This window comes from Streptomyces sp. NPDC003027, assembly GCF_053591435.1.
Genome location: NZ_JBSFTU010000017.1, coordinates 11,521 through 27,331, shown reverse-complemented (window position 1 = coordinate 27,331; position 15,811 = coordinate 11,521). Strand labels below are relative to the sequence as shown.

The 15,811-nt window shown below is 72.3% G+C and carries 15 protein-coding genes; 2 read left to right on the top strand and 13 right to left on the bottom strand.

What is annotated here, in order from left to right; genetic code table 11:
* Positions 1–33: 33 nt before the first annotated feature.
* From ACWDX6_RS14750 to ACWDX6_RS14730, 5 genes are all read right to left on the bottom strand, one after another.
* Positions 34–813 (bottom strand): exodeoxyribonuclease III, encoded by a 780-nt coding sequence (locus tag ACWDX6_RS14750; protein ID WP_451485316.1) that lies wholly within the window; start codon positions 811–813, stop codon positions 34–36.
* A 39-nt stretch (positions 814–852) separates the two neighbouring features.
* On the bottom strand, positions 853–1,485 hold the full coding sequence (locus tag ACWDX6_RS14745) for an MBL fold metallo-hydrolase (protein ID WP_451485315.1): 633 nt from the start codon (positions 1,483–1,485) through the stop codon (positions 853–855).
* A 45-nt stretch (positions 1,486–1,530) separates the two neighbouring features.
* A complete protein-coding gene (gene pcaDC, locus ACWDX6_RS14740; RefSeq protein WP_451485314.1) occupies positions 1,531–2,796 on the bottom strand; it encodes a bifunctional 3-oxoadipate enol-lactonase/4-carboxymuconolactone decarboxylase PcaDC in 1,266 nt (421 codons plus the stop codon).
* A gap of 192 nt (positions 2,797–2,988) precedes the next feature.
* Entirely contained in the window at positions 2,989–4,299 is a 1,311-nt protein-coding gene (nhaA, locus tag ACWDX6_RS14735; protein ID WP_451485313.1) for a Na+/H+ antiporter NhaA, read from the bottom strand.
* Positions 4,300–4,525: 226 nt separating this feature from the next.
* Positions 4,526–6,061: an alanine/glycine:cation symporter family protein gene (locus ACWDX6_RS14730; protein WP_451485312.1), complete on the bottom strand. Its 1,536-nt coding sequence runs from the start codon at positions 6,059–6,061 to the stop codon at positions 4,526–4,528.
* 621 nt (positions 6,062–6,682) lie between these two features.
* On the opposite strand from ACWDX6_RS14730, the gene ACWDX6_RS14725 reads away from it, so the two are divergent.
* Complete coding sequence (locus ACWDX6_RS14725) at positions 6,683–6,991, top strand: DUF3040 domain-containing protein (protein WP_451485311.1); 309 nt, start codon at positions 6,683–6,685, stop codon at positions 6,989–6,991.
* A 37-nt stretch (positions 6,992–7,028) separates the two neighbouring features.
* Here ACWDX6_RS14725 and ACWDX6_RS14720 read toward each other — a convergent pair whose 3' ends face one another.
* The 6 genes from ACWDX6_RS14720 to ACWDX6_RS14695 form a co-directional block, all read right to left on the bottom strand.
* The gene (locus ACWDX6_RS14720) at positions 7,029–7,712 is read right to left on the bottom strand and encodes a GntR family transcriptional regulator (RefSeq protein WP_451485310.1); all 684 of its coding nucleotides are present in this window, start codon (positions 7,710–7,712) and stop codon (positions 7,029–7,031) included.
* 148 nt (positions 7,713–7,860) lie between these two features.
* Positions 7,861–8,865, bottom strand: coding sequence for a proline racemase family protein (locus ACWDX6_RS14715; RefSeq protein WP_451485309.1), 1,005 nt, complete (start codon positions 8,863–8,865; stop codon positions 7,861–7,863).
* Positions 8,866–8,977: 112 nt separating this feature from the next.
* On the bottom strand, positions 8,978–9,886 hold the full coding sequence (locus tag ACWDX6_RS14710) for a dihydrodipicolinate synthase family protein (RefSeq protein ID WP_451485308.1): 909 nt from the start codon (positions 9,884–9,886) through the stop codon (positions 8,978–8,980).
* Between the two features lie 97 nt (positions 9,887–9,983).
* Positions 9,984–11,432 carry an FAD/NAD(P)-dependent oxidoreductase gene (locus ACWDX6_RS14705; protein WP_451485307.1) on the bottom strand — a complete coding sequence of 483 codons (1,449 nt, stop codon included), beginning with the start codon at positions 11,430–11,432 and terminating at the stop codon, positions 9,984–9,986.
* Complete coding sequence (locus ACWDX6_RS14700; protein ID WP_451485306.1) at positions 11,404–11,727, bottom strand: (2Fe-2S)-binding protein; 324 nt, start codon at positions 11,725–11,727, stop codon at positions 11,404–11,406. Before ACWDX6_RS14700 ends, ACWDX6_RS14705 begins: the two co-directional genes overlap by 29 nt.
* Before the next feature lie 103 nt (positions 11,728–11,830).
* Entirely contained in the window at positions 11,831–12,985 is a 1,155-nt protein-coding gene (locus ACWDX6_RS14695; RefSeq protein ID WP_451485305.1) for an NAD(P)/FAD-dependent oxidoreductase, read from the bottom strand.
* A gap of 199 nt (positions 12,986–13,184) precedes the next feature.
* Here ACWDX6_RS14695 and ACWDX6_RS14690 point away from each other — a divergent pair, with 199 nt between their 5' ends.
* A complete protein-coding gene (locus ACWDX6_RS14690; RefSeq protein WP_451485304.1) occupies positions 13,185–13,982 on the top strand; it encodes a VOC family protein in 798 nt (265 codons plus the stop codon).
* 51 nt (positions 13,983–14,033) lie between these two features.
* Here the strand turns inward: ACWDX6_RS14690 and ACWDX6_RS14685 are convergent, their stop codons facing one another.
* A complete protein-coding gene (locus ACWDX6_RS14685) occupies positions 14,034–14,609 on the bottom strand; it encodes a hypothetical protein (RefSeq protein WP_451485303.1) in 576 nt (191 codons plus the stop codon).
* Positions 14,606–15,781 (bottom strand): ROK family glucokinase, encoded by a 1,176-nt coding sequence (locus ACWDX6_RS14680; protein WP_451485302.1) that lies wholly within the window; start codon positions 15,779–15,781, stop codon positions 14,606–14,608. Before ACWDX6_RS14680 ends, ACWDX6_RS14685 begins: the two co-directional genes overlap by 4 nt.
* Positions 15,782–15,811: the final 30 nt, after the last annotated feature.

Below are 15,811 nucleotides of genomic sequence, written 5' to 3'. Positions count from 1 at the left end.
GAGATCACCGCTCCAGCGGGTGCCGGACAGGCTCTAGACGTCCAGATCGACGACGACCGGGGCGTGGTCGGACGCGCCCTTGCCCTTGCGCTCCTCGCGGTCGACATAGCTGTCCTCGACCGCGTCGGCGAAGGGCTTGTTGCCGTACACCAGGTCGATGCGCATGCCCCTGTTCTTGGGGAAGCAGAGCTGGCGGTAGTCCCAGTACGTGAAGGGCTGGTCGTACTTGAGGGGGCGCGGGACCACGTCGGACAGGCCCGTCTCCCGCAGCCCGGCGAGCGCGGCCCGCTCCGGGGCGGTGACGTGCGTGGCGCCCTCGAAGAGGGAGATGTCCCAGACGTCGTCGTCGGTCGGGGCGATGTTGAAGTCCCCGAGGACGGCGAAGGGGCGCTCCCCCGCCGCGTCCGCGGCGACCGCTCCCTGGAGCGCCTCCAGCCAGCGCAGCTTGTAGGCGTAGTGGTCATGGGCGACCTCGCGGCCGTTGGGCACGTACACCGACCAGACGCGGACCGGGCCGCAGGTCGCCGAGATGGCCCGGGGCTCCTGCACGGACTCGTACTCGGGCCCGCCGGGCAGGCCCATGACGACGTCCTCCAGGCCGACCTTGGAGAGCAGCGCCACGCCGTTCCACCGCCCGTTGGCGTGGACCACCGACTCGTACCCCAGCTCGCGCAGCTCGTCGGTGGGGAACTGCTCGGCGGTGCACTTGGTCTCCTGGAGGCAGAGCACGTCCGTGCCGCTGCTCTCCAGCCAGGCCAGGAGCCGGGGCAGCCGGGCGGTGATCGAATTGACGTTCCACGTGGCGATGCGCATGCGGGCAAGCCTAACGGCGGGGTGTGACAGTCATCGAGTTCACAGGTCGGTGGAGTCACCGGGGGCCAGCCGGCCGTGGTCCGTGCCGCCGAGCGCGCCGATCTGCCGGTCGTAGATCGGCCGGGCGAGGTCGGTGAGCAGGGCGTCGTGGATGTCGAAGGCGCGGTGCGGCTTGACCTCGCGGACGTAGTCGATGACCTCGGAGATCTTGCTCCAGGGTGCCATCACCGGCAGCATCAGCGTCTCCACCGGCTGCTCGGGGACGGTCAGCGCGTCGCCGGGGTGGAAGAGCGAGCCGTCGACGAGGAAGCCGATGTTGGTGATCCGCGGGATGTCCGGGTGGATCACCGCGTGCAGCTCGCCGTGCACCTGGACGTCGAAGCCGGCCGCGCTGAAGGTGTCGCCGTGCCCGACGGTGTGCACCCGGCCGGGGAAGGCGGCCGAGAGCTGCTCGGCGACGCTCTTCAGCGTCCAGATCTCGGCCGCCGGGTTGGCCTCCAGGCCGGCCCGCAGCCGGTTCTCGTCGAAGTGGTCGGGGTGCTCGTGCGTGACGAGAACGGCGTCGGCGCCGAGGGCGGCGTCCTGCTCGGTGAAGCCGCCGGGGTCGATGACGAGCGCCCGCCCGTCCTTCTCCAAGCGGATGCAGGCGTGCGACTTCTTCGTCAGCTTCACAGGAGTCCACCTCACACGGTCCGGGCATGGGCATGCCCGGTCAGCCTACGCCTGGGGCGTGGTCTCCTCCTTGATCACCCGGCTCACGACCCGCAGGGCGCTGTCGGCGGCCGGCATGCCGCAGTAGACCGCCGTCTGGAGCAGCACCTCGCGGATCTCGGCGGGGGTCAGACCGTTGCGCAGCGCGGCCCGGGTGTGGTCGGCCAGCGCCTCCAGGTGACCGCCCGCGATCAGGGCCGTGAGGGTCACACAGCTGCGGGTGCGGCGGTCGAGGCCGTCACGGCTCCACACCTCGCCCCAGGCGTAACGGGTGACCAGGGACTGGAAATCGGCTCCGAACTCGTCGGCGAGGACCTGGTCGACATGGGCGTCGCCGAGGATCTCGCGGCGCAGCTTGAGGCCCTCGTCGTACGCGTCGGGCCGCGCGGATCCGGCGAGCTCGGGCGCGGGCGGCGGGGCGATCTCGGCGACGGGGACGACCGGGGCGGAGACGGGCGGCATCGGCGGGGCGGGCAGGGCGCTCTGCGTGTCGTGCACGATCCCGGCGAAGTGGTTCGTGAGGAGGTCCGTGACGGCGCCGGGCTGCTCGACGGGTGCGAGGTGGGAGGCGCCGGGGACGACGGCGAGCCGGGCGTCGGCTATCCCGGCGACCAGGGTGCGGGCCTCGGCGGGGCCGGTGACCTGGTCGTCGGCGCCGACGAGCACGAGGGCCGGGATGCCGATGCGGCCGAGGGAGTCACGGACGTCGAAGAGGGCGAGCGCTTCGCAGGCACCGATGTAGCAGCCGGGGTCGGTCGTCCGCACCATCTGCACGGCCCACTCGACGATCGCGGGCTGGGTGGCGGCGAAGCCGGGGGTGAACCACTGTTCGGGTGCGGTACGGGCCATGGGTTCGAGGCCGTGGGTGCGCACGATCACTCCCCGCTGGCGGAACTCGTCGGCGCTGCCGAACCGGGGGGAGGTGGCCACCAGGGCCAGCGAGGCGACCCGGTGGGGCGCCCGCAGCGCCAGGTCGAGGCCGACGGCGCCGCCGATGGAGCAGCCGGCGTAGCCGAAGCGCTGGACGCCCAGTTCGTCGAGGGTGGCCAGCAGCCGGTCACCGAGCTCGGCGACGGAGGTGAAGGGGCGGGCGGGCGCGCCGCCGTGACCGGGCAGGTCGAAACGGACGACGCGCCACTGGCGGGTCAGCTCGGGGACCTGCCGGTCCCACATGTGCCATGTGGTACCGAGGGAAGGTCCGATCACCAGGACCGGGGCGTCTCCGGGCCCGTCAACGCGGTATTGCAGGGTGTTCGGTGGTGTCTCGCTCACGCGCCAGACCCTCTCACGTACCACGGCACCTCACGTCGCCGGGTCGAACCTAGCGGCTCCTCCCCTCCTCGGCCGCATGGCCCGGGCATGCCGAAGAAGGGGAACAGGAAGGCCGGTCTCGGCCCGCCGGAGGACTGCCGGACCGCCATGCCCTGCGGTTCACGGCCACGGCCGCCCCCGAACGCCCGCCGCCTATCCGCGCGCTGTGCCGTCCGCCGACCGTTCGCCGGTCTGGTAGATGTCGGGTATGCCGTCCGCGTCCTCGTCCCGTTCCTCTTCCTCCCACAGGAGCCGGTAGATCCGGTTCCGGCGGCGCAGCAGTACGGCGGCGAGGGCCGCGGCGGCGAGGGAGCCGACGAGGACGGCGGCCTTGATGTGCTCGGCCTCGACGGCGTCGGGGAAGGCGAGTTCGCCGATCAGGAGGGCGACGGTGAAGCCGATCCCCGCCAGGGTGGCGAGCCCGAGGACATCGGCCCAGGCGAGGCCCGGATTGAGTTCGGCGCGGGTGAAGCGAGCGGCCAGGTACGTGCCGAGGAAGATGCCGAGGATCTTGCCCACGACCAGGCCGACGACGACACCCAGCGGCTCCGGGTCGGTGAAGACATGGCCGAGCGCGTCGCCGGAGACGCTGACGCCGGCGGCGAAGAGGGCGAACAGGGGGACGACGACACCGGCCGAGACGGGGTGCAGCAGATGCGCGACACGGGCGGCCGGCGCCGCCTTCTCCCCCTCGTCACGGACCGTGCGCAGCATCAGGCCCATCGCGACACCGGCCACGGTCGCGTGGACACCGGAGTTGTACATCAGCGCCCAGGTCGCGATCCCCAGCGGCGCGTACCACCACCAGCCGCGGACGCGGTGGCGCTGGAGGACGTAGAAGACGACCAGGCCCGCGAAGGCTCCGCCCAGCGCCCAGAAGTCGAGGTCGGAGGTGAAGAAGACCGCGATGACGAGAATGGCCCCCAGGTCGTCGACGACGGCCAGGGTCAGCAGGAACGCCCGTAGCGCGGACGGCAGATGGGTGCTGATGACGGCGAGGACCGCGAGCGCGAAGGCGATGTCCGTGGCCATCGGCACGGCCCAGCCCTCCGGGCTGCCACCGCCGGCGGTGACGGTGAGCAGATAGAGGGCCGCGGGTACGGCCATGCCGCAGACCGCGGCCACGACCGGCAGGGCGGCGGTGGCCGGGGTGCGCAGCTCACCCACGACCAGCTCGCGTTTCAGCTCGATACCGGCGACCAGGAAGAAGATCGCGAGCAGGCCGTCGGCCGTCCAGTGGCCGACCGAGAGGTCCAGGCCCAGGGCGGGTATGCCGAAGTGGAAGTCCCGTACGTACTCGTACGTGTCGCTCCACGGGCTGTTCGCCCACACCAGGGCGACCACGGCCGCCGCCAGCAGGACCAGGCCGCCGACCGTCTCCGTACGAAGCGCTTCGGCGACCGTCTGCCGCTCCGTCCAGGGAAGCAGACCGAAAAGCGGCTTGCGCGGGCGTGACTGCGCCATGGGGGCGGCCTCCGGGACATAACGGCGGATGGGCACACGGCCCCTCGGACGCCGACCAGACTTCCCGGCACACCAGCGTCGCCTTGACGCGTTCCTCACACCCTATCCGGCGGCCGGGAGTCTCACCAGAGGGGGCTTTGAGCTGCGGAGACAGTCAGCAGGGTCCGTCTCCCCCAAGGCGCGAGGGGGAGGCGGACCCTGCTCGGAACCGGGCCGCCGGGGACGGTCAGACGGTGGTCTTCACCGGCTCCTGGTCGTCGTCGCCGTCCGTGTCCAGACCCGCGTCACGCTTCTTGACGAAGGCGAGGAACGAGTCGAGCTCACCCTTGACGACCGGCGCGAGGAGGTAGAGGCCGATGATGTTGATGACCGCGAGCATGAACAGCACCGCGTCGGCCATGTCGATCAGCGTCTGGAGGGTCAGCAGCGAGCCGGCGACCGCGAAGACGGTGTAGAGCACCTTGTACGTGATCTCACTGGCGCGGCTGCGGCCGAAGAGGTACGTCCACGCCTTGAGTCCGTAGTAGCCCCAGGTCAGCACGGTGGAGATGGCGAACAGCATCACCGCGATCGTGAGGATGTACGGGAACCAGGGCAGGACCGTGGCGAAGGCGTCGGAGGTGATGGTGACGCCGCCGATGGACTCGCCCGCACGGGCCTCGGCCCAGCTGGCCGGGTTGGCGATGACGATGGTCAGCGCCGTCATGGTGCAGATGACGACCGTGTCGATGAACGGCTCCAGCAGGGCGACCAGGCCCTCGCTCGCGGGGTGCTTGGTCTTGACCGCGGCGTGCGCGATCGGGGCGGAGCCGAGACCGGCCTCGTTGGAGAACGCGGCCCGCTTGAAACCGATGATCAGCGCACCGAGCACACCGCCCGCGACGCCCTGGGGGTTGAACGCGCCCTCGATGATCGTGACGACCGCGGCGGGGACTGCGGTGATGTGGACGGCGATGACGACGAGGCAGGCGGCGATGTAGAGGCCGGCCATGGCGGGCACCAGCCTGCTGGTGACATTGGCGATCGAGCGGATGCCGCCGATGAGCACGATGCCGACGAGAGCGGCGATCAGGATGCCGAAGAACAGGGCGCCGGCCGAGGAGCCCATCAGGCCGTCCTCGCCGCCGGTCACGGAGACCAGCTGGGCGTAGGACTGGTTGACCTGGAAGAGGTTGCCGCCGAAGAGGCCGAAGAACAGGATCATGAAGGAGGCGAGGACCGCGAGGATCTTGCCGAGGGTCTTGCCGTTCTTGCCGAAGCGGGCGGCGAGGCCCTTGGGCAGGTAGTGCATGGGGCCGCCGGAGACGGTTCCGTCGGCGTGCACCTCGCGGTACTTCACACCGAGGGTGACCTCGACGAACTTGGTGGCCATGCCGAGCAGGCCGCACAGGATCATCCAGAAGGTGGCGCCGGGACCGCCGATCGAGACGGCGACGGCCACACCGGCGATGTTGCCGAGTCCGACCGTGCCGGAGACGGCGGCTGTGAGCGCCTGGAAGTGGTTGACCTCGCCGGCCGACCCCTTCTCGTCGTACTTGCCGCGCACGACGTCGACGGCGAGCCGGAACTTGCGCACCTGTACGAAGCCGAACCAGCCGGTGAAGACGAGGCCGGCCACGACGAGCCAGGCCACGATCAGCGGAAGGTTCGTACCCCCGACGGGGACGGAGTAGAAGACGACTTCGACCAGCCAGTGGGCTATGGGCTCGAAGAAGCCGCTGACGGCATCGTCCACGGACTGGGTGAGGGAATCGAGCGACACGGTGGAGTACCTCGTTGGCGCAGGACCGGCGCGCGGGAGGCTGCGCCGGTGAGGGTGCGGGCTTTGAGCGAACGCCGTTGTCCGATCGGCGACCCGAGGCGTCGACGTCCGCGGACTCGGAGCGTGATCACCTTGGTCGTACTGCCGGTGCGTGCCGGCACTGCGCAGAAGCGGCGAGGGGTGGTGCCACCTGCGAAGTTGCGCATTCCTACCACGGCATCGCCGCCGAGAGAGTGACGCACATCACATCACCTATCGTGATCTCGCAAAAGCCCAGCAAGCGTGACGCGACCGTTATCCGAACACCCTGTCCGTTCACGGTGCACGTACTTCCGCTGGTCAGGAGCGTTCGAAGCTACGCCCATGTGCGCGCTCCGGTGAGCACGCGCCGGGTGCGCACGGGCAGAGACGGCACGCCGCTGGTTCCCTGTCCGGGGCGCGCCGGGGCTCGGCGGCGGCCCGTGACGACCTCGGTCCGGCGGGCGCCCGTGACGAGCTCGGTCCGGCGGGCGCGGTGACGATGGAGCGCGTGGGAACGCGGTGGGACGGGCACACTCCTGGGGAGGGCCGCGGCATCTCCGTGGCCGTCCATCCGTCCCCAGCGGTCACGAGGCGGTCGCCATGAGTCATTCCACGGATGACCAGCGCATCCTTGCCGAGATCGAGCGGCGTCTCAGCCAGGACGACCCCGCTCTCGCCTCCCTGATGAGCACTCTGAACCAGCAGTTGCCCCGACAGCAGGAGCAGCCCGGGGCGGCCCGAGCCACCCGCCGCAGCCCCCGCGCGGTGGCGGCGATCGTGCTGACGGTCATCGCTCTGGTGGCGCTGTTCCTCACAGCGATCCTGAATGCCCCGCCGACCCCGCCCGCGGGTGAGAACGAGGGGCCCGCACCACGACCCGCCGCCATGGCCATGCACCCCGCGCCATGACCGGCGGCCCGGCGCGGCCGTCGGACGGTTTCGCGTGTCAGCGAGCCGAGCGTGCGGCGTCGCTCGTTGCCCACAGCGAGCGGACGTGGCCCAGATGCCTGGCCATGCACTTCTCCGCGCCCTTCGCGTCACCGGCGATCATCAGGTCGAGGAGCTCCAGATGCTCCTCGGCCGAGGGGATCAGCGCGCCGCTCTCGGCCAGGGCGTTGAGGCCGTACAGCCGGGACCGCTTGCGCAGGTCACCGACGGTCTCGACGAGGCGTTCGTTGCCGGCGAGGCCGAGCAGCGAGAGGTGGAAGCGGCGGTCGGCCTCCAGGTAGCCGATGAGATCGTGCTCACGGGCTGCGCGCACGATCTCCTCCGCGACCGGTCGCAGCGCCTCGAGATCCGCGCGGTCGGCGGTGCGGGTGACCCGGCCGACCGTGGGGATCTCGATGAGCGCGCGGATCTCGGCGTACTGGTCGAGGTCGCGCTCGTCGACCTCGGTGACGCGGAACCCCTTGTTGCGGACGGGTTCGACCAGCCCCTCGCGGGCCAGGTCGAGCATCGCCTCCCGTACCGGGGTGGCGGAGATGCCGAAGTCCTCGGCGAGCGTCGGCGCCGAGTACACCGCCCCCGGCCGGAGTTCACCCGAGATCAGGGCTGCTCGCAGGGCATGGGCGACCTGGTCGCGCAGCCGCTCCCGGGAGGCGTTCAGGTCGCGGTGGGTCAGGTGCCCCATGACAGTGCTGGTCCCTTCGGTCCGGTACGGACCACCGTACAATGTCACGTTGCTTCCGCGGGCGACAGGGCGTACGTACGGCTGGAGGTGGGGAACTCCGGGGCGGCCCGGGCCTGTTCGCGCGGGCCGAACACGGACGCGGCGGTGGTCACAGGAGGAAGCCTCCGGGGAACGGGTCGTCCGGGTCGAGGAAGTACTGGGCGGTGCCGGTGATCCAGGCGCGGCCGGTGATGGCCGGGACGACGGCGGGCACGCCGCCGACCTCCGTCTCGGCGAGGAGCCGGCCGGTGAAGCGGGTCCCGATGAAGGACTCGTTGACGAAGTCGCGGCCGAGCGGCAGCTCACCCCGGCTGTGCAACTGGGCCATTCGCGCGGAGGTGCCGGTGCCGCACGGCGAGCGGTCGAACCAGCCCGGGTGGATGGCCATCGCGTGCCGGGAGTGGCGGGCGTCGGAACCGGGGGCCGCGAGGTAGACGTGCTTGACTCCGGCGATCTCCGGCAGCTCGGGGTGGACGGGCCGGTCCGGCGACGCGTTGACCGCCTCCATGAGGGCGAGTCCCGCCGCGAGCAGGTCGTCCTTGCGGGCTCGGTCGAACGGCAGCCCGAGCTCCTCGAGCGGGACGAACGCGTAGAAGTTGCCGCCGAAGGCGAGGTCGTAGGTGACCGTCCCGAATCCGGGAACGTCCACCTTGCGGTCGAGGCCCACGCAGAAAGCGGGCACGTTGGTGAGCGTGACCGAGGTCGCCGCGCCGCCCTTCACCTGGACGTCGACGGTGACCAGACCGGCCGGGGTGTCGAGCCGCACGGTGGTGACGGGCTCGCTCACCGGCACCATGCCCGTCTCGACGAGGACGGTGGCGACACCGATGGTGCCGTGGCCGCACATGGGGAGCAGCCCGGACACCTCGATGTAGAGCACGCCGTAGTCCGCGTCGGGCCGGGTGGGCGGCTGGAGGATGGCGCCGCTCATCGCGGCGTGCCCCCGCGGCTCGTACATCAGGAGCGTCCGGAGGTGGTCCAGGTGCTCGATGAAGTGGAGCCTGCGCTCGGCCATGGTGGCGCCGGGAATCACCCCGACGCCACCGGTGATCACGCGCGTCGGCATGCCCTCGGTGTGTGAGTCGACGGCGTGGAAGACGTGACGCGTCCGCACGGGGCCTCCTGTGTGGTGGACGGATTGTCGGTCGTGAAGGGGCTGGTGGCCGCCGGTGGCCGGCGGTGACGGCGCCTGGTGGCCGGCGGTGGCCGTCGGGGACGGGTTGGTGTCAGCGGTGGCCGTCGGCGACGGCCTTCTCCGTGGCGGTCCGCACTCCGGCCTCGATCGCGCCGGTCAGCGGGTGGCGCGGGGGCCGGGTGGGGCCGCCGCGGCGGCCGACCAGGTCCATGGAGAGCTTGATCGCCTGGACGAACTCGGTCCTGGAGTCCCAGCGCAGCAGCGGGTGGAGGGACCTGTAGAGCGGCAGTGCGGTGGCGAGGTCGCCCGCGACGGCGGCGCGGTAGAGCTCGGCGCAGCTGGCGGGGAAGGCGTTGGGGTATCCGGCGATCCAGCCGACGGCGCCCGCCACGGCCAGTTCGAGCAGCACGTCGTCCGCGCCGATCAGGAGGTCGAGGCCCGGGGCGAGTTCGGCGATCTCGTACGCCCTGCGGACATCGCCGGTGAACTCCTTCACGGCGACGATGTGGCCGTCCCGGTGCAGTCGGGCCAGCAGGCCAGGGGTGAGATCGACCTTGGTGTCGATGGGGTTGTTGTAGGCGACGACCGGCAGGCCGGCCCCGGCCACCTCGGCGTAGTGGGCGCGCACGGCCCGCTCGTCGGCGCGGTAGGCGTTCGGCGGCAGGAGCAGCACCGATCCGCAGCCCGCCTCGGCCGCCTGCTCCGCCCAGCGGCGGGCCTCGGCACTGCCGTAGGCGGAGACGCCCGGCATCACGCGCGCGCCGTCGCCCGCCGCCTCGATGGCGGTACGGACGACCTGGGACCGCTCCTGGTCGGTGAGGGTCTGGTACTCGCCGAGCGATCCGTTGGGTACGACGCCGTCGCAGCCGCTGTCGATCAGCCGGCGGACGTGTTCGGCGTACGCGTCGTGGTCGACGGACAGGTCGTCGCGCAGGGGCAGGGTGGTGGCGACCATGATGCCGCGCCAGGGGCGGGCGGTGTTCCAGGTGGTGGAGGACATGTCGGCGTGCCTTTCCTTCGTCGGTGACAGTGCGTGGGGCGGTCCTGCGATGCCCGTCGTGGTGGGCGGATCGCACCACCGCGGTGGCGGAGGCCCTTCAGTGCTCGTTCTCGGCCGGTTCGTCGAGGGCGGCGAGCGCCGACAGCGGCACCGGCGCCGCGAAGGGGCGCCGCTCGCCGGGGAGTCGGGCCGCACCGTCGCGGGCGGCGAGGCAGGCCACGGCCGTCCCGCACATCCGCCCCTGGCACCAGCCCATGCCGGCCCGGGTGAGCAGCTTGACGGTGCGTGCGTCGCGGGCCCCGAGGTCGGTGACCGCCTCGCGGACGCTTCCGGCGGTGACCTCTTCGCAGCGGCACACGTCCGTGTCGTCGGTCAGCCAACGCGGCCATCCCGGGCCGGGGGCGTGGGCGGCGGCCATCACGTCGGCGAAGGCGCGCATGCGGTCCCGGCGGCGCTGGAGCGCACGGACCCGGATGCCGCGGGCGCCTCGGCCCAGCAGCCGCGCGGCGACCGCGATCGCGGCCAACTCGCCCTCCGTACGGGCGAGCTCGGCTCCGCCCACTCCCCCGGTCTCGCCTGCCGCCCACAGGCCGGGCACCGAGGTCTCCTGGAGGTCGTCCAGGGCGAGGGCCGTCGTGCCGTCGGCCCGGGGGCGGGTGGCGCAGCCGAGCGCCGTGGCCAGTTCGATCTGGGGAACCAGTCCGTGCCCGACGGCCAGCGCGTCGCAGGTGATCAGCCGGCCGGTGCCCGGTACGGGCCGCCAGTCGCGGTCGAGCCGGGTGACGGTGACGGCCTCCACCCGGTCGGTGCCGTGCGCCTCGGTCACCGCGCTGCGCGGCCGGAGCCGGACCCGGTGCCGCAGCAGTGCGGCGCCGTGCGTCAGGGCCTCGGCCGCCTTGCCCGGGTTGGCCAGGAGGGCCTTGGGGTCGCGGGCGTAGCGCAGGTAGCCGGAGGCCTCCACCACGGCCGGTACGCGTGCGCCGGCCGCGGCCAGGGTCCCGGCGACCGCGAGCAGCAGCGGTCCGCTGCCCGCCACGACGATCCGCCTGCCGGGGAGGACCAGGCCGGACTTGAGCATGGCCTGCGCTCCCCCGGCGCCCACGACACCGGGCAGGGTCCAGCCGGGGAAGGGGAGTTGGCGCTCGTAGGCGCCGGTCGCGAGCAGCACCGCGCGGGCACGTACCCGGACTGGGCGCTCGTCGGTGCCGTCGGCCCCGGTGACGGCGTGCACCGCCCAGGCGCCGTCGGCCTCCTTCATCACGCTCCACACGTGGTGCCCGGCCAGGTGGTCGGCCCGGCTCGCCGCCAGGCGCCGGCGCAGGTCGGTGTAGGTGGACCAGTCGTGGTGCAGGGCCTCGGGCCGTACCGCCCCCAGAGCGGGGGCGGGATGCCGGTGGAACTGCCCGCCGGTCCCCGGAGAGGCGTCCAGCAGCGCGACGGACAGACCGAGTCCGGACGCGGCGACGGCACCGGCCATTCCGGCGGAGCCGGCGCCGATGACCGCGAGGTCGTACGGTTCAGACGGTCCCGGCACCGCGGCGGTCATGGCCGTGTCCTTCCTGGGTCGTGATCGTGTCGCCCGGGCGGGCGGGAACCAGGCAGGCCCGGCGGTTGGGCCGGTCGTTGATGGTGGCGAGGCAGTCGTAGCACTGTCCGATGCCGCAGAACGCGCCGCGCGGCCGGCCGCCGGAGCGGGTGGTGCGCCAGGCGAGGATCCCCGCCGCCCACAGGGCGGCGGCGACGGTCTGCCCGGGCAGGGCGGTGAGACGGCGGCCGTCGAAGGTGATCTCGAACGGCGGGTCGGGTCGGGCCCCGACGAGCTCGGCGGGGGTGCGGGCCACAGGGCTTCCTCTCGTGACGGCGCGGACAGGATGTGCCGGTCGGGTTCGGAGCAGGAGCACTCGGGCTCGGCGCGCGGCCTCTCCGGGGGCCCTGCCGACGGATTCAGAAGGGGGCGGACGCGAACCGTTCGGGCCTGAAGGGGCCGATGTCCAGGGGGGGTTCGGCACCGGTCAGGCAGCCCGCGACGATCAGCCCCGTCGCCGGCGCCAGCCCGATGCCCGCCCCCTCGTGACCGCAGGCGTGCAGCAGTCCGGGAACCCGCGGGTCGGGGCCGATCGCGGGCAGGTGGTCCGGCAGATACGGGCGGAAGCCCGCGTACGTCCGTATCGCCCGTACGGCGGCGAGGACCGGGAAGAGCGCGGTGGCCCCGGCCGCCAGGCGGCGCAGCACCTCCGCCGACATCGTCCGGTCGAAGCCGACCCGCTCCCGGCTGGCCCCGATCAGGACCGGGCCCGACGGGGTGCCCTCGACCACCGCCGAGGTCTGCAGCGCCGCCGACCCACTGGCCACGTCCGCCACATAGTCGGCCGCGTACACCTTGTGGCGCACCAGGCGCGGCAGCGGTTCGGTGACGAGGACGAAGCCCCGGCGGGGCAGTACGGGAAGCTCCACTCCGGCGAGCCGCGCGAGTTCACCACCCCACGTGCCGGCGGCGTTCACCACGTACGGGGCGTGGAGCTCACCGTCCGTCGTGCGCACCCCGCGCACTTCCCCGGAGGCTCCGGTGAGCAGACCGGTGACCTCCTCCCCGAGTCTCCGGCGCACCCGGTCGCCGCCGGCACGCAGCAGATGCGCGGCGGCGAGGGCGGGCATGACCTGGGCGTCCTGCGGATAGTGGAAGCCGCCGGCGAGGCCGGGCGCGAGGTGGGGCTCCAGGTCGCGCAGCAGCTCGGGCGGGACCTCCCGGGCGCTGACTCCGGCCTTCTCCTGTCCGGCCGCGAAGTCGCGCAGCGCGCGCATGCCGGTCTCGTCGGAGGCGACGACGAGGCCGCCCTTGGGCTCGTACTCGATCCGCGGCGGCAGCCGGTCGGCCAGCTGCCGCCACAACCGGGTGGAGAGGAGGGCGAGTTCGAGTTCGGGGCCCTCCTTGTCGGAGACGAGGAGATTCCCTTCTCCCGAGCCGGTGGTGCCGCCCGCGACGGGGCCGCGGTCGATGACGGTGACGGTGAGGCCGGCTCGAGAGGCGTAGTAGGCACAGGCCGCGCCGACCACGCCGGCGCCGACGATGATGACGTCCGAGAGGTTTCCCGTGGGCACGTCAGTAATATTTCACATTGCATTACGAGGGAACAAGAGTCTCGGCGGAACCGGTGAAGCCGCTCGGAGACGTGGTCCCCGGCGGACCGCGCGGTTCCGCGCCGGGGCCGTCGCCCCGCGCAGAGCGGCCGGGGGGCGATTGTCAGTGCCTGCTGTCACGCTGGGTTCACATCGGATCGACGGAAGGGAATCATTCGGCATGATCACCACGGACCTGACCCCCGGTGCCCCCTGCTGGCTCGACCTCGGCGCTCCCGATGTCGGCGCCGCCGCGGCCTTCTACACCGCCGTGCTCGGCTGGGAGTACGAATCCATGGGCGACGGGGAGGACATGGAAGGCGGCATGTTCCGCAAGGACGGCAAGACCGTCGCCGGGCTCGGCAAGCTCACCGAGCCGGGCGCGCGCTCGGCCTGGATGATCTACCACACCGTCACCGACGCGGACGCCACGACCCGGGCCGTCAAGAACGCGAACGGCACGGTACGGTTGGCGCCCAGGGACCTCGACGACTGGGGCCGGATGGCACAGTACAGCGACCCGCTGGGGGGCCAGTTCGCCGTCTGGCAGCCCGGGAAGAACACCGGCTTCGAGATCGCGGACCAGCCGGGCTCGCTGTCCTGGACCGAGCTGTACACGAGCGACGCCGCGGCGGCGAAGGAGTTCTACGGCACCGTCTTCGGCTGGCGGTTCAGTGACATGGAGCTGCCCGGCGGCGGGGGCACGTACTCCCTCGTCACCCCCGCCGGACTGCCCGAGGAGCGCATGCACGGCGGCATCATGGAACTCCCCAAGGACGCCCTCACGCTGACCGGCGGAAGGCCGTACTGGCACCCCGTCTTCGCCGTCACGGACTGCGACGACGCGGTCGCCAAGGTCACCGAGAACGGCGGCAGCGTGCAGATGGGGCCGGAGGACGCCGAAGGCGTCGGCCGCCTGGCCGTCTGCCTCGACCCGTCGAACGCGGACTTCGTGGTGCTCACCCCGACCGAAAGCTGAGCCCGCCGCTCGGTCAGGAGGTCGAGGGCAGGGCCGGACAGCGGGTCGCGGTCACGGGGTCGCGGCGGAGACCACGTAGACGGTCGGGGCCGCCGGGTCGGTGAGGTCGACGGTGATGTCCTGGGCGGGCCGCGGCTTCTCCCGGGTGATGGTGGTACCCGACCAGTCCCGGTCCGGGGCGAAGTCCCAGCCGACGATGGAGGCGTCGCGTTCGGTGACCGTGACCTGGGCGGGCGTCAGCTGGGAGCGGCTGGAGCCGACCTTGTCGAGGAAGGAGTCGAGCTTGCCGGCGCTGGTCGTGAACTGCACGTACAGCCGGCTGGTGCGCCAGTTGCTGGTCTCGTAGTAGGCGACGCCGGTGCTGCCGGAGGGGATGGGGACCTCGAAGACCCGACGCTTCATCTGGGAGGGCCAGTTGTCCTGCAGTCCGACCACCGAGGACTCGCGCTCCTTGTCGCGGCCGCTGTCGCGGCTCTGACCGGCGGAGATCGCCAGATATCCGGCCGGGACACCGACGAGGAGGACGATGATGACCGCCGTCAGCCAGCGGCGGCGGATCATGTGGCGCCGGTCCTCCGGCGGCTTGACGTCCTGCTCGGGGGAGAGGGACGGGGACGGGACGGTCATGAGTGCGGATCCTGGGTGGTGCGGGAGGTGCGCCCGGCGGTGCCGTTGAGCAGGGCCTGGGCGTAGCGCTCGTAGCGTTCGTGCCGCTCGACACGGCGGCGGTTGGCGCGGCGGAAGCGGCGGGCGACGAGCCGGGCGAGGTCGGCGGCGCCGACCATGCCGGCCTCGGGGCCCAGCTGGGCCTTGGTGATGCGGGCCTCGGGGCGGTAGCCGCGGCCGGTGAGCTGGCGGCGGAAGGCGTCCCTGGCGGGTCCGATGAGGAGATCGTCGGCGGCGCTGACCCCACCGCCGATGACGAAGCAGGACGGGTCGAGGGCCGCGGCCAGGTTGGCGATGCCGACGCCGAGCCACTGCCCGATGTCCTGGAAGAGCTCCACGCACATCGGGTCGCCCTCGCGGGCCAGCTCGGTGATGAGCGGCCCGGTGATCTCGGGGACGTTGCCCTTGACGCGGTCGATGATGTTGTACGCGACCGGTGAGTCGGCGGCGGCCAGTTCCCGGGCCTCGCGGACCAGGGCGTTGCCGGAGCTGTACTGCTCCCAGCAGCCGCGGTTGCCGCAGGGGCAGCGGTGGCCGCCGGGGACGACCTGCATATGGCCGAACTCGCCGGCGACGCCGTACTTGCCGCGCTTGACCTGGCCGTCCTCCAGGATCGCGCCGCCGATGCCGGTGCCGAGCGTGATCATGACGAGGTGGTCCTCACCGCGGCCGGCGCCGAAGCGCCACTCGGCCCAGGCGGCGGTGTTGGCGTCGTTGTCGACCATGACGGGGACGGCGAGCCGGGACTGGAGGGCGTCGCGCAGGGGCTCGTTGCGCCACGCGAGGTGGGGGGCGAAGAGCACCGTGGCCCGCTCCGCGTCGACCCAGCCCGCCGCGCCGATGCCGACGGCGTGGACATCGTGCCGGTCGGAGAGGTCCAGGACCAGCTCGACGATGGTGTCCTCGACGACCTTGGGGCTCTTGGACTTGTCGGGGGTCTCGGTACGGAGCTTCTCCAGGATGACGCCGTCCGCGTCGACGACCCCGGCCATGACCTTCGTACCGCCGATGTCGATGCCCACGGTGGGCACCCTGGGCGCGGTGAGCAGGGAGCGCCGCTCGCGGGTGCCGACGGTCCGCAGCACGGTGCCCCGGGCGGCGCCGCGCTGGGTGAGGTCGCGGTAGGTACTCATCGGCTCGATTCTGCCAGGTGGGGGTGGAGG